Genomic DNA, 13,715 nt, shown 5'->3' on the forward strand with positions numbered 1-13,715 from the left:
GGACCAGCCCGTGAAGACCACCCTTGTGGACCCCCGAACCGGTGCCGTCCGCGGCACCTCCCCCATCGCCCGTGAGAGCGAGGTCCGTTCCACGGTCGCCGCCGCCCGCGCGGCCTGGCCGGGCTGGCGTGGCCGCACGCCGAGGGAGCGCGCACGCGCGCTGGAGCGGCTGGCCGCGCTGGTGGAGGCGAACGCGGCGGCCTATGTCGCGCGGGAGGCGGCCGGGACCGGGAAGCCCGACAGCGAGACGGCGGGCGAGGTGGAGCAGGTCGCCGACCTGTTCCGGTTCTACGCCTGCGCCGTCCGCGCCCAGTCGGCACCGGCCGCCGGACGGCTCGTCGACGGGCACGAGAGCTGGGTGCGCTTCGAACCCCTCGGTGTCGTCGGTGTCGTCGTGCCCTGGAACTATCCGCTGATGATGGCCGCCTGGCGGTGCGCGCCCGCCCTGGCCGCCGGCAACACGGTGGTGGCCAAGCCCGCCGAGACCACACCCGACACACTGGAACTCCTCGCCGCGCACGCCGCCGAGGCGCTCGGCCCCGCGGTCCTGACCGTCGTATCCGGCGACCGGCGGACCGGGCGGCTGCTGGTGGAGTCCGGCGTCGACATGGTCGCGTTCACCGGCAGCGCGGCGGCCGGGGCCGATGTGGCGGCGCGGGCCGGCGGGCGCCGGGTCAGTCTGGAACTCGGCGGCAACTCCCCCGCGCTGGTGCTGCCCGACGCCCCCGACGACACCTGGACCCAGCTGGCCCGCGCCTGCACCTACAACGCGGGCCAGAGCTGCGCCGCGCCCGCCCGGGTCATCACCCTGCGCGAGAACTACGAGCGGACGGTGGAGAACCTGGCCGCGGCGGCCCGGGAGTGCCTGGCGGGACGCGACTTCGGCCCGCTCAACAACGCGGACCAGCTGGCCCGTTACGACGGTATCGTCGAACGCTCCGCCGCCCGGCGGCACTTCGTGGCGGACATCGCCCCACGGCCCGGTGAGGAGCACGGCCTCTGGCGTCCGGCGCGGATCCTGGCCGATCTGCCCGACGACGATCCGGCGGTGGTGGAGGAGGTCTTCGGTCCGCTGCTCACCGTGCAGTCGGCGGACGGTGTGGAGGCGGCCGTGGCGCTCGCCAACGGCGTTCCGCAGGCGCTGGCGGCGAGCGTGTGGACCCGCGACCTGGGCACGGGACTGGACCTCGCCGCGCGCCTGGACGCGGGCGAGGCCTGGATCAACTGTCATCTGGTGCAGACCGCGGAACTCCCGCACGGCGGCCGCGGCGCCTCGGGCCACGGCACCGACCTGAGCACGCTGGCCCTGCACGAGTACCAGCGCCCGAAGACGGTCACCGCACGTCTGGTCCGGGAAGGCTGACGTCGGCCGCGTCGTCCCGGAGGCCGGCCAGGGCGTCGCGCAGGGCGGGCGTGGGGGTGACCTCGTACGCGGCCCGCAGGGCGCCGGTGAGGAAGGTGACGAAGAAGCCGACGAGGGTGTCGATGTCCTCCCGGCGTCCCTCCCGCAGCCATTGGAGGGCCATCTCGTCGCAGGCCGCGGTGAATCCGCGCAGTGGCAGTGCGAGCGAGGGCGTCCCGGCGTCGAGGCCGAGCAACGCGCAGACGGTACGGCGGCCCTCCCGCCGGGCCGACTCGAAGGCCTCCCACGCCACGTCGGTGGCTTCCGCCCGGCGCAGTACGAGATTGACGGCGGCGTGCTCGTGGTCGGCGAGGAAGCGCAGGTGAGCGGCGAAGTGGTGGCGCAGGCGTTCGGCGGCCGAGCCTTCGGCGGGCACCCTGGTGGCGTCCCTGAGTTGTCGGTCCATCTCCCGCACGGCCTCCGCGAAGAGGCCGTCCTTGCCGTTGAAGTGGTGGGACAGCAGTCCGTGGGCGACCCCGGCCGACCGGGCGATGTCGCCCACAGTGACCTCGGCGTAGGGCCGCTCGGAGAAGCTGTCGAGGGCCGCCCTGAGCAGCTTCTGACGCGTCTGCTCGGCGGCCAGCTGCCGCCGGGTGGGCGGCCTGCCTGAAGCGGACTGTGGCACGTGGTGTCCTTCCCGGCGATCAAGACAGAGCGCGCACCAGGCTATGCGACGAGCCCTGTCGGAGGATTCGATGGGAAAGCGTGTCAGTCCGCCGGGGCCTGGTAGAGGCCCCGGCCGACGCGCCGTGCGCGTGAGGTGGCGACCAGCCGGTCCAGTGTGCTGCGGACCGCGTTGATGGTGCCCGACGTCTGGGCACGGCCGATGGCCTCGGCGACATCCCGGGCGCGCAGCGCGGTGCCGGGGTCACGGGCGAGGACGGCGATCACCTGGTCGGTGAAGCGGCTCCCGAGGACTTCGGTGGCCGTGGGGGTGGTGTCGGGCTGGTCTTCCGTGGCGCCCGCGGTGGTGGTGGCGGGCGGTACGGCGCGCAGCGCGGCCAGCGCGCCGCGGATCGACTCGATGCGACCGGCGAGGCCGGACAGTTCCCGCTTGACGGCCCGCTGCCGTTCCTGCAACGCCGCCTGCTGCTCCTCCAGTTGCGCCAGTTCCGTCTCCAGCAACGCCGCCGCCGTCTCGACACCGCTCGGGCCTGTGGCTGACGTTGACATGGGTGCTCCCTGCTCATGAGGCGGATCGACGGGACGGCTGAGGCGGCGCTCGGGTCCTGATGAGCAGGATAGGGGCGCTGCGTGGCGTCCGCCGACCGGCCGGACGCGGAGAGCCGCGGAGACGGTGCCCTTGCGGGCGTCTCCGCGGCTCTCCCGGTCGGCCGGGCCGGACTCAGCGTCCGGTGGGGTTGTGCGGTGGCACGGGGACGCCGTCCTCGGTGACGTACTTGGTGCCGTCGTCGTACTTGGTGATGGTGAAGGCGTCCAGAACCTCACCCACCTCCTTGTCGGTGGTCGACCTGTCGTCCCACTTCGCGGCCACCACTGCCTCGTAGCGGAGCTGGTCGTCGGTGACCTTGATGCCCTGGAAGGTGGAGGTGTGACCGGCGCGGACCACCTCGGTGGCGCCGTTGCGCTTCCACACGCTGTCGGACTCCGGGGCCAGCTCGTAGTACTTGGGTCCGGAGACGGTGACCGTGTACACGGGGCCGGTGGTCATCCCGGGGGTGGCGGTGGCGTCGTCGTTGACGTGGCCGCGGGAGTACACGTGGTCGTGGCCCATGAGGACGAGGTCGATGTCGTTGCGCTGGAACACCGGCAGCCAGGCGTCCCGTACCGGCTTCTCGTCGCGTCCCTCGGCGGCGGAGAACACCGGCTGGTGGAAGACGGCTACGGCCCACTTGTTGGGGTTGTCGGCGAGGACCTCGTCGAGCCAGCGTGCCTGGAGGTCCAGCCACAGCTTCTCGGGGTCGGGGCAGTCCTTGCTGCACGCGGGCAGGTGGGCCGGGGTCATCAGGGAGCGGGCGTCGCCCGTGCTGGCGTTGAGGGTGATGAAGCGGACGCCCTGGTAGTCGGTGTAGTAGGCGGTCTCCGTGAGGGCCTCGGCCATGTGCGCCTCGTAGGCGGCGCGCTGACGGTCGGCGGGGGTGTCGCCCTGGTGGGCGGTGGCGTGTGGTCCGTTGTCCGGGAATTCGAAGGTCGACTTCCAGGTGCGCAGGAAGGTGTCGCCGGAGTACTCGTGGTTGCCGGGGGCGGCGATGACGTTGGTGGTCTGGCGGTAGCCGTCCATGGCTCCGAACCAGTCGCGCCACTCGCTGTCGTTGCCGCTGGAGTTGACGAGGTCTCCGGCGTTGACACTGCCGACGGCGTCCGGGTAGCGCTCGTAGGCCTGCTTGACCACCGGGGCCCACTTGGACGACAGGTCGTTCTGGGCGTCGCCGAAGTACAGGAACGTGAAGTCCTCGCCGGGCGGTTCGGCGGTGGTGAAGGTGTGGACGGGGCTGAACCAGCTGCCGGTGCCCACCTGGTACTCGTAGGCCGTGCCGGGGCGCAGTCCGGTGAGGACCGCGGAGTGGGTGCGGGTCGGGACTCCGGCGCTGACGAGTTCCTCGTTGCCGCGGGCGGTGACGGTGCGCCACTTCTCGGTGCCCGCGACGCGGACGCGTGCCTCGCCCGCGGTGACCGAGGCGCCGGTGCGCCAGGTGACGGCCTGGGAGAGGTGCGCGGTGCCGGTGGGCGTGAGCACGATCCGTTCCGGTGTGGTGCCGGGGACGTCCAGGTCGGCCTTGGTGGTGAGGGCGACGTCGAAGATGTGCATGACGCCGCGGTCGGTGCCCTGCGGCAGGACGACGGCGGCGACCCGCTTGTCCGGGTCGAGCAGCCGGGGCACGGTGCCGAACACCTTGGTCTGGACGGTGTCGGTGCCGCCGTCGGCGCGGTTGCGGCCGGTGGTGGTCACCAGGGGCTGGTTTCCGAACTGGTGGTTCGTGCCCGGTGTCCAGTCGGTGAGCTGGACACCGACCTCCTGGGTGGAGCCGTCGGTGTACTCGACGACCGCGGTGCCCGAGGAGGGGCCGTTGGTGGCGAGGCCGAGGAAGGAGATGCCGGTGGCGCGGGCGCCGCCCATGTCGATGCGCTGGCCGTGCGGTATCCAGTTGTCCGGCTCGCCGGGCTCGGTGTCGGGCCAGGTGAAGCGGATGCCGGTGTCGCCCAGCGGCAGCCGTGCGCCCGGTGCGGCGCCCGCCTCGGCGAGCCGCTCGCGCGACAGGGAGTTGTCGCTGAGGTCGAGGGAGCCGGTGTTGCCCGCGCCGTTCGGTGTGACACCGACGTTGTTGCGGGCATCGGCGCCGTCCGTGTAGGACGGGGGCACGTCGGTGGGCCTGGTGCCCCAGGTGCCGGGGGTCGACGACATCGTCAGCCGGATCTCGCCGCCCGCGCGGGCGAAGCCCTCGCTGAGCCAGGAGCGGGTGACGGGCTTGCCGTCGACGGTCATGCCCTTGATGTAGGGCTTGCTGCCGGCGCCCCGCGCGGAGATCTCGATCCTGCGGTCGCCGCCCGCGCTGTCGATGACGACCTCGTCGAAGGCGGGCCCGCCGACGAGCAGGTTCGCGGTGCCGTACACGGCCGGGTACAGGCCGACGTTGGCCCACACGTACCAGGCGCTGAGCGAACCGAGGTCGTCGTTGCCGGGCAGCCCCGTGGGCGTGGTGCCGTACATCTCGCTGGCGGCGCGGCGCAGCACGTCGGTGGTGCGGTGCGGCTGGCGCAGCCAGTGGTGGACGTAGGGGGCGCCGAAGCTGGGCTGGTTGCTGAGGTAGGCGCCGCGGGTGTTGTAGACACCGGCGTCGAGTGCGCTGAGGTGTTCGTCCAGGGCCGCGGTGGCCGCCTTCACCCCGCCCCGCTTCTCGATGAGGGTGCCGAGGTTGTGCGGGACCATCCAGCCGTACTGGTAGCCGGTGGCCTGCTCGAACTGGTCGCCGCGCTCACCGAGGTTGAACCCGCGGTCGAAGCCGCCTCGGTCCCGTGGCCGGATGTGCTGGGACTGGACGTCGAAGACGTTCTGCCAGTTCTGCGCCCGCGCCATGAACCGGTCGTGGGTGGCGCGGTCGCCGAGCCTCCTGGCGAGCTGGGCGATGCCGAAGTCGTCGACGGCGTACTCGAGCGTCTTGGAGGTGGCGGAGTCGCCCTTGCGGTTCTCGATGAAGCCGACGCTGGTGTACTGGTAGGCGTGGCGCCTGAGGGTGCCGTCGGCGGGCAGCTTCTGGGTGTCCTTCATCGACTCCAGGGCGGCCCGCCGGTCGTAGGCGGTGCTGCCGAAGGCGTCGATCGAGGCGAGCACCGACTGGAGGGAGTCGCCGCTCATCTTCTGCTGGGGCTGGTTCAGGTGCGGCCAGTTGGGCCACTTCCCGGTCTGCGCGACCATGTCGACGAGGGACTGGTTGATGTCGCTGCCGACCTTCGGGAACAGCAGCGCCACGAGCTGGGCCTGGCTGCGGTAGGTGTCCCACCCGGCGTAGGTGACGTAGTGGTGGCGGCCCTTGGCGACCTTGTGGACCTTGCCGTCGTAGCCCTGGTACTCGCCGTTGACGTCCTCGAAGACGTTGGGGTGCAGCAGGGCGTGGTAGAGCGCCGTGTAGAACTTGGTCCGCTCGGCACGGGTGCCGCCCTCGGTGCGGACCGTGCGCAGGGCGTCCTGCCACGTCCGCTTCGCCGCCCTGCGTACGTCGTCGAAGTCGCGCCCGCCGGTCTCGTGGGCGGCGTTCTTCGCGGCGCCCGCGGTACTGACGTAGCTGAGGCCCACCTTGGCGGTCACCTTGGCACCCCGGTCGAAGACGAGGTAGGTGCCGATGCCGTGCTTGGCGTCGGCGCCGCGCGCGGTGGAGGCGCCGGGCTTGACGGTGCCGCCCTCCCAGGTGCCGTGGGAGCGGATGGGCTTGTCGAAGGTGGCGGAGAAGTGGGCGCGGTAGCGTCCGCCCTCGTCGCAGACGGACGCGGCCTCCACCCAGCCCTGGACGGTGTTGCCCTGGACGGTGACCTCGCTGCCGAAGACCCGGTTGTTGGACCCGGCGGTGTCGAGGATGAGCGTGGAGCTGCCCTTGTCGGGGAAGTCGAAGCTGCTCACGGCGGTGCGGGTGGTAGCCGTCAGCCGGACGTTGACATCGTTGTCAAGATCAACGGAGTAGTACCCGGGTTCCGCCTTCTCCTTGGCGTGGTCGAAGCCGAGGTAGTAGTCCTTGATGTCGCTGCCGGGGCTGGTGGGCAGCGCGCCGTCGGTGAGCGCGCCCGTGTAGGGCAGGACGGGGAAGTCGAAGCCGCTGAACCGGCCTTCGCAGCCGGTGCCGGACAGCCGGGTCATGCCGAAGCCGCGCAGCCGGTCGGCGGTGTACTCGTAGCCGCCCTTCTGGTCGCCGTCGCCGGTGCGGTAGGTGGTGGGGCTGGACTGCACCATGCCGAACGGGACGGTGGCGCCGGGCCAGGTGTTGCCGTAGGCGCTGTTGCCCTTGTTCTGGGAGGTGTCGAGCTGGGTTCCGATGAACTGGTCGACCGCCTGGAACGCGCCGATGTCGGAGGGCGCGTCCGCTCCCCGGGCGGGGGCGGGCGCTATGGCCAGGGCGCTGAGGGCCAGGGTGGCCGCGGTGACGCGGCGTCGGAGTGGGGATCTGGAAGGGGCGGCGGGCCGGCGTCGCCCGCGCGTGTGCCCGGTGGGAGTCCACATCAGGGATGCGGTGCCTTTCGGTGGGTGGGTGATGCGTCGCTCGCTTGGGCGACGTCACGACGGGGCCACCCTCACGGTGTCAGCGAGCTGACACAAGACGTGCGGGGGACATTGTGGTGAACAGCTGACCCGTCCTAGTCGTCGAGGAGCATGAACTCCCTCGGACTGAGGGCCCGTTCGACGAGGCGGGTGTCACCGATCCAGCCGTAGAAGCCCTGGCCGAACTTCTCGTCGAACTGGGTGCCGCCGATGACGAACGGCTTGCCCAGGGTCTCGATGCCGGTGGCGGGCTGGGACGGGTTGCGGGCGATCTTCGAGCCGTCCACGTACATCACCGTGCGCCGCCCGTCGTTGACGACGGCGATGTGGGTCCAGCGGCCGACCGGGAGGGCGTGGCTCCACGAGGTGGGGTCGGCGTCCTGGACATCCGGGTAGAGGACGAACTGGAGGAACCGCTCGGGGGTGACGTTCAGGCTGCACGTGGGCTCGTCCTTCGACCAGCCCGTGGTCTTCCCGGCGTCGCCGTTGCGGCCCTCCCAGCTGAGGATGCCCATCCAGGCGTGGTCGCCCTCGTAGGGGTCGGGGAGCTTGACGAACGTCTCGATGGTGAAGCCGTTGCGGAACTTCAGGCTGTTGAGCGGCGCCGTGGCGCTGGTGGTGAGCACCGCGCCGCGGTCGGGCTGCTTGCCGCCGTCGAAGCGCAGACTTGCGTGGGCGGGCTGGTCGGTGTGGTGGTCGGCGGACCAGGTCAGCACCTCGGCGGCGCTGCTGTGCAGCAGCCGTACCGTCAGGTCGTTGCCGTTGCCGGACAGGTCGCGGGCCACGGTCCCCGCGGGTACGGCGGTGCCCGGACGGCCGCCCGCGGCGAGGCCGTCGGCGTCGAAGCGCCAGTAGGCGACGGTGCCCCGGGGCATCACGCGGTGCGCCGGGCGCGGCTTCGGCGGGACGACCGGGGCGAACCCCTTGAAGCGGTCGGCGAAGTCGATGCCGAGGCTGAAGCGGTCCGTGGGCCCGGTCAGTTCGATGGTCTCCTCCTCCAGCGCAGTCCGCTTGGCGGGGTCGCGGTCGAGGAACCAGGGCGCGAAGGTCTGCACGTCGACGGTGTCGCGCGCCAGGTCGAAGGCGTAGAGCCGGATCATCCCGGCGCCGCCGTAGTAGCGGTCCTGGTAGTTGGTGATGTGGATGTGTACGTCGTTCCCCGCGTCGTTGGTGAGCACGGTGCGGCCGGGCGGCCAGTAGTGCCCGCCCAGGGCGAGGAAGACCTGGTCGTTGCCCCGGATGATCCGGTCCCACAGGCGCCGCCCGTTGTCGGACAGCCGTGCCTCGCCGTCGTCGTCGGCCCAGGCGAGGTCGTGCGTGGTGAGGACGGCGGGGAGGGTGGGGTGGGCGTCGAGTACGTCCTGCGCCCAGGCCAGGCCCTTGTCCGAGGCCCGCCAGTCGAGGGCGAGGACCAGCCAGTCCCGTCCGGCGGCCCGCAGCAGGTGGTAGCTGTTGTAGCCGTCCGGGGAGGCGCCGCCGAAGGTGGGCATGGAGCGGAACCGGCGGGGGCCGAAGGCCTTCAGGTAGGCGGTGTCGCCGCGCTGGTCGTCGGTGCCGCCGGAGATGTCGTGGTTGCCCGCGAGGACGCTGTAGGGGACCTTGCCGTGGATCGTGCGGAAGGTGTCCGCGGCGAGTTCGATCTCGTCCGGCGTGCCGTGTTCGGTGACATCGCCGAGGTGGGTCATGAAGGCGATGTTCGCCTCCCGGCGCTCGGAGACGAGGTACTTGAAGGTGGCTCTGAGCGGCTCGGGGTCGGAGCTGTCGGCGTCGAAGAGGTACTGGGTGTCGGGCAGCACGGCCAGGGCGAAGCGCGGTGACTCGGTGTCGAATCCGCCGTGTGCCGCGGCGCCGGAGGGGGGTGCCGCGGCGGCGGCCCCGGTGCCGAGCACGGTGGCGGCGGCTCCGACCGCGGGGACCGCGACGGCCGCCTGGAGCAGGCTGCGGCGGTCGGGCCCGGGGTCGGTGGACTTGCTCATGCGATCTCCTAGGGTGAGGAACAGTCCCCCCGTCAGCGGAGATCGTGGGCGCCGGTGGCGAGCACCGGGAGAATCAGCGCTGAACACCCGACGCCCCGTGCGGGTCGGGACCGCCAACTCGGCGCGTGGGGTGTGCGGGTGTGGGGCACTCGGCGTGTGGGTGTGCGGCGCACGAACGCCCTGGCCTCCCGGTCGTGACGACGGGGAGGCCAGGGCGTTCTGGTCGGACTGGGCCTCAGGCCCTGGAGCGGCCCCGGCCGCGGCGTGCGGCGCGTACCGGCCGCTGGGTGCCGGCGGGGTCGGCGGCCGTACGGTCCGCCAGCTCGCGTTCGAACGCGTCGGCCTGCCGGGCGAGGGTGAACAGCACATCGAGGAAGACCTGCCGTGACGTCTCGGGGACACCGGCGAGCAGCCGTCGCTCGACCTCCTCGACGCGGGAACTCAACTCGCCCCACAGTTCCTCCCCCTGAGGGGTGGCGAGAATGTGACGGCTCCTGCGGTCCGCGGGATCGGGCTTGCGCTCGACGAGACCGGCCTCTTCCAGGTCGTCCAGCAGATAGGTCATGACCGTCCGGTCGATGCCCATGCCGTCGGCGAGGGAGCGCTGGCTGCCCGCCTCCCCGCGCACGGCGGCCGTCAGGATGAAGTATCCGCGCGGGCCGCCGGGGAGGTCCGCGACCGCCGCTTCGACGCCCTTCGCGTAGGCGCGGAAGAGGACACCGATGGCGTATCCGAAGACGTCGTCCATCAGTGGGGGCCGGGCTGTCGAGCTGTCGGCTGCGCCTTCCGCACGTTTCGAGGTCACGGGGGACACCCTACGACATGCAGGTCGGGGCGTTGCGGCTCGACCTGGCCCGCTGTCAGGGGAGGTGAACAGGGGTTCGTTCAGCAGTCGTCGGGCTGTCCGAGCACCTCGTCCACGGCGGCGCACGGGTCGGTGCCGCGTGCCGTCATCATGATGGCCTCGGCGGCTTGTTCGACCGTGGCGCAGAAGGCGGCGCGCTGCTGCGCGGGCAGTCCGCGCAGGACCTGGTCCTGGGCGTGGCCGACCTGCCGCTCGGCGTCGAGGAGGGCCCGTCGGCCCTGTTCGGTGGCGACGATGCGGCGGGCCCGGCGGTCGCGCGGGTCCCGTCGCCGTTCGATCAGGCCCGCGGCCTCCAGGTCGTCGATGACGTACGTCAGGACGCTGCGGTCGATGACCAGGCGGCCCGCGAGGACGGCCTGGGTGGGGACCTCCTCGTGCACCACCACCGACAGGAGGTGGTAGCCGCGGCTGCCGTGCGGGATGTGGTGCAGGACCTCCTCGACACACTCGTGCCAGTGACGCAGGACCATCCCCAGCGACCATCCGAAGGTGGCGCTGCGGCGGCCGGTCGCCGCCCGCTCGGTGGAGGGCTCCGCAGAGGTGGACATGACCACACCATACCCGATATCGCGCTGCTCTGCATATGATTTGCATTACAGATGATTACTCGCATCCCCCTGGCACGACAGACCCCGGCCGGAGCTCGGGGGGTGCTCGACGGCCGGGGCGGGATTGATCATAAGCCGGATCGGACACTGCGTCCAACGAGTCGTCCGATATTTATTGATCGCAATTCAATGACTTACAGTCAACAACGAACCTCATCCGAGAAAGGACCGCGACATGGCTCTCCACCTGCCCCTCCCCGACAAGGACGACCCCGTCTGGACGGCCGCCAACGGCTTCGTCGTCCGCAAGGACGGGGGCGTCATCCGGCTCACCGGGCACGAGACGTTCACCGTGAAGGTCACGGGCGAGCAGACCGACGGCGCCTTCGCCTTCATGGACGGCATGATCGAGCCGGACCACGGCAACGTCCCGCACATCCACTCCAAGGAGGACGAAGCCTTCTACGTGGCGTCCGGGACCTTCGAGTTCATCAACGGGAACCAGAAGATCGAGGCCGGGGAAGGTGACTTCATCTACATCCCCAAGGGCACCCGCCACGCCTTCAAGAACGTCGGCTCGGAACCGGCCCGGCTCCTGGTCTTCTACACGCCCGCGGGACCGGAGTCGTTCTTCATCGAGCACGGCGAGACGGACCGCGCCCCGCAGCCCTGGCCCGACGAGAAGTTCAACGAACTGGTGGACATCCTGGGCGCGCACAACATCGTGCTGCTCCCCGGGGACCACGACTGGGACTAGCCCCAGGAAGCTGCCCGGGGCCCCGGAATACCCCGGCCCGAGGTTGCGTTGTCATGCTTACCATCTGCTAGACAGATGGATTGTCTGACAACGCAACCAAGGACCCTCGATGCCCGACTACGGCCATGAACTCCTGCTCGGCACCTTCATCACCCCGACCGCGCACGACCCGGAACAGGCCGTGGCACTGGCGGAGCTGACCGAAGCGGCCGGACTGGATATCGCCACCTTCCAGGACCACCCCTACAACGCGGACTTCCTGGACACCTACACCCTGATGTCCTGGGTCGCGGCCCGCACCAGCCGCCTGCGGGTCTCTGCGAACGTCACCAACCTGCCCCTGCGGCCCCCGGCGACGCTCGCCCGCACCGCGGCCAGCCTCGACCTCCTCTCCGGCGGCCGGTTCGAACTCGGACTCGGCGCGGGCGCCTTCCCGGACGCCGTACGCGGCATGTCCGGACGTCGCCCGACGACCGGACAGAACATCGAGTCCCTCGACGAGGCGATCGACGTCCTGCGCGGCGTCTGGGACACCGACCAGCCCGGTCCCCTGCGCTTCGACGGCAAGCACCACACGATCCCGTCGATGAAGCGGGGCCCGCGCCCGGCGCACGACATCGGCATCTGGCTCGGTTCCTACAAGCCGCGCATGCTCCGCCTGACGGGACGCAAGGCCGACGGATGGCTGCCGACGCTGGAGTACCTCCAGTCCCCCGGCATGGCCGAGGCGAACGAGATCATCGACGAGGCGGCGGTCGCGGCGGGCCGTGATCCCCGGGAGATCCGGCGGCTGCTCAACCTCTTCACCGTGGACTTCTCCGCCACCCGCCGCGGCCATCTCCAGGGCCCGCCGGAGCAGTGGGTGGAGGAACTGCTCCCGCTCGTCCTGGAGCAGGGCTTCTCCGCCTTCCTCATCGGCCGCGACGACCCGCGGCTGATCCGCACCTTCGGCGAGGAGGTCGCCCCCGCGCTGCGCGAGGCGGTGGCGCGCGAGCGCGCGGCGGCCGGGACGAGCACCGCGCCCGTCCGCCCGGCCGCCGTCCTCGCCGCACGGCACGACACGATCAGCTACGACGACATCCCGGCGTCCCTCGCGGGCAAGGTCGTCGAACCGGGCGACCGGGGCTACGAGAACGTACGGCACAGCTACACCCGTACCGGATCGCCCGCGCTGGTCGTCCGGGCGGAGAACGCCGACGACGTCGTCGCGGCCCTCGCCTACGCGCGGAGCCAGAACGTCGACATCTCGGTGCGCAGCGGCGGTCACGGCATCAGCGGCCGGTCGACCAACGACGGCGGCATCATCATCGACCTGCGGAAGATGAACTCCGTCGAGGTGCTGGACCGGGAGTCCGGCCGCATCCGGGTCGAGCCCGGGGCGCGCTGGGGCGACGTGGCCCGCGAACTGGCGCCCTACGGCCTGGCCATGAGCTCGGGCGACTACGGCGACGTCGGCGTGGGCGGTCTCGCCACGGCCGGTGGCCTCGGCTACCTGGCCCGCAAGTACGGCCTGACCATCGACCACATCACCGCCGCCGAGATCGTCGTCGCCGACGGCCGCAAGCTCCGCGTGGACGCCGAGCACCACCCCGACCTGTTCTGGGCGATCCGGGGCGCGGGCGGCAACTTCGGCATCGTGACCGCCTTCGAACTCCAGGCGTACGAGATCGAGAACGTCGCCTACGCCACCCTCGTGGTCGACGCCACCGACACCGCGGACTTCCTGATGGAGTGGGGGCGCCTGGTCGAGGAGGCCCCGCGCGAGATCACCAGCTTCATGTCCCTGTTCCCCGCCCGGCGCGGTGGACCGGTGACCGCGCGGGTCACGCTCGTGCACGCCGGGGACGACGTCGAGGAGGCACAGCGCGCCCTCACCCCGTTCCTGGGCACCGGGCCGGTGATCGACCAGCAGGCCCAACTCGTGCCGTACCACATGGTCGTCGCGCCGCCGGACAACCGGCACCAGGGTCAGGGCCTGGAGGACACGCGCAGCGGACTGCTGGAGCACATCACCCGGGAGGCCGCCGAGGTCATCGAGGAGACCATGAAGTCGGGCGACGTCATGATCATGCAGTTCCGGTCGATGGGCGGCGCCGTGCACGACATCCCCGCCGACGCCATGGCCTGGTCGCACCGCACCCAGCAGTTCTCCGTCCTCGCCGCCACCGCGCCGGAGTGGCTCACCCGGCTGAACAGCCACTGGGCCCGGCTCTACCCGCACCTGAACGGCATGTACCTCAGCTTCGAGACGGACACCGACCCCGCCCGGCTGCTCGACGCCTTCCCGGAGCCGGTCCTGACCCGGCTGCGGGGTCTGAAGGCCGAATGGGACCCGGACCAGGTTTTCAACCGCAACTTCAACATCCCGCCGGCGCCGCACGAGGACGCCGTGCCGCCCCAGGACGCGGACCTCGCCGCGTCGAACAGCTGAACCGAATCTCACGGAAGACGGCATCACCA

At 71.2% G+C, this 13,715-nt stretch carries 9 protein-coding genes; 3 read left to right on the top strand and 6 right to left on the bottom strand.

Translation table 11 applies throughout. The features are described 5' to 3' along the window. Window positions 1-10 precede the first annotated feature (10 nt). Window positions 11-1,363: an aldehyde dehydrogenase family protein gene (locus tag KBY47_RS22765; RefSeq protein ID WP_210923607.1), complete on the top strand. Its 1,353-nt coding sequence runs from the start codon at window positions 11-13 to the stop codon at window positions 1,361-1,363. Here the strand turns inward: KBY47_RS22765 and KBY47_RS22770 are convergent. The 6 genes from KBY47_RS22770 to KBY47_RS22795 form a co-directional block, all read right to left on the bottom strand. Then, complete coding sequence (locus KBY47_RS22770) at window positions 1,335-2,027, bottom strand: TetR/AcrR family transcriptional regulator (RefSeq protein WP_210923609.1); 693 nt, start codon at window positions 2,025-2,027, stop codon at window positions 1,335-1,337. The genes KBY47_RS22765 and KBY47_RS22770 overlap by 29 nt on opposite strands. An 83-nt stretch (window positions 2,028-2,110) precedes the next feature. Continuing rightward, the gene (locus tag KBY47_RS22775) at window positions 2,111-2,575 is read right to left on the bottom strand and encodes a hypothetical protein (protein WP_210923612.1); all 465 of its coding nucleotides are present in this window, start codon (window positions 2,573-2,575) and stop codon (window positions 2,111-2,113) included. A 172-nt stretch (window positions 2,576-2,747) separates the two neighbouring features. Beyond that, window positions 2,748-7,070: a GH92 family glycosyl hydrolase gene (locus KBY47_RS22780; RefSeq protein ID WP_210923621.1), complete on the bottom strand. Its 4,323-nt coding sequence runs from the start codon at window positions 7,068-7,070 to the stop codon at window positions 2,748-2,750. A gap of 134 nt (window positions 7,071-7,204) precedes the next feature. Next, window positions 7,205-9,085 (bottom strand): LamG-like jellyroll fold domain-containing protein, encoded by a 1,881-nt coding sequence (locus tag KBY47_RS22785; RefSeq protein WP_210923623.1) that lies wholly within the window; start codon window positions 9,083-9,085, stop codon window positions 7,205-7,207. A 235-nt stretch (window positions 9,086-9,320) separates the two neighbouring features. Continuing rightward, entirely contained in the window at window positions 9,321-9,890 is a 570-nt protein-coding gene (locus tag KBY47_RS22790; RefSeq protein ID WP_210923625.1) for a MarR family winged helix-turn-helix transcriptional regulator, read from the bottom strand. Between the two features lie 80 nt (window positions 9,891-9,970). After that, window positions 9,971-10,498, bottom strand: a complete 528-nt coding sequence (locus KBY47_RS22795; protein ID WP_210923627.1) for a MarR family winged helix-turn-helix transcriptional regulator — start codon at window positions 10,496-10,498, stop codon at window positions 9,971-9,973. 235 nt (window positions 10,499-10,733) lie between these two features. On the opposite strand from KBY47_RS22795, the gene KBY47_RS22800 reads away from it, so the two are divergent. Both KBY47_RS22800 and KBY47_RS22805 read left to right on the top strand, forming a co-directional pair. Further along, window positions 10,734-11,255, top strand: coding sequence for a cupin domain-containing protein (locus tag KBY47_RS22800; RefSeq protein WP_210923629.1), 522 nt, complete (start codon window positions 10,734-10,736; stop codon window positions 11,253-11,255). A 109-nt stretch (window positions 11,256-11,364) separates the two neighbouring features. Next, the gene (locus KBY47_RS22805; protein WP_210923632.1) at window positions 11,365-13,686 is read left to right on the top strand and encodes an LLM class flavin-dependent oxidoreductase; all 2,322 of its coding nucleotides are present in this window, start codon (window positions 11,365-11,367) and stop codon (window positions 13,684-13,686) included. Window positions 13,687-13,715: the final 29 nt, after the last annotated feature.

Source organism: Streptomyces sp. B93 (assembly GCF_018070565.1).
GTDB lineage: Bacteria > Actinomycetota > Actinomycetes > Streptomycetales > Streptomycetaceae > Streptomyces.

Coding starts and splice junctions, on each gene's coding strand:
- KBY47_RS22795 (WP_210923627.1), bottom strand. CDS start 10,498: ATGTCCACCTCTGCGGAGCCCTCCACCGAGCGGGCGGCGACCGGCCGC.
- KBY47_RS22780 (WP_210923621.1), bottom strand. CDS start 7,070: ATGTGGACTCCCACCGGGCACACGCGCGGGCGACGCCGGCCCGCCGCC.
- KBY47_RS22785 (WP_210923623.1), bottom strand. CDS start 9,085: ATGAGCAAGTCCACCGACCCCGGGCCCGACCGCCGCAGCCTGCTCCAG.
- KBY47_RS22805 (WP_210923632.1), top strand. CDS start 11,365: ATGCCCGACTACGGCCATGAACTCCTGCTCGGCACCTTCATCACCCCG.
- KBY47_RS22800 (WP_210923629.1), top strand. CDS start 10,734: ATGGCTCTCCACCTGCCCCTCCCCGACAAGGACGACCCCGTCTGGACG.
- KBY47_RS22775 (WP_210923612.1), bottom strand. CDS start 2,575: ATGTCAACGTCAGCCACAGGCCCGAGCGGTGTCGAGACGGCGGCGGCG.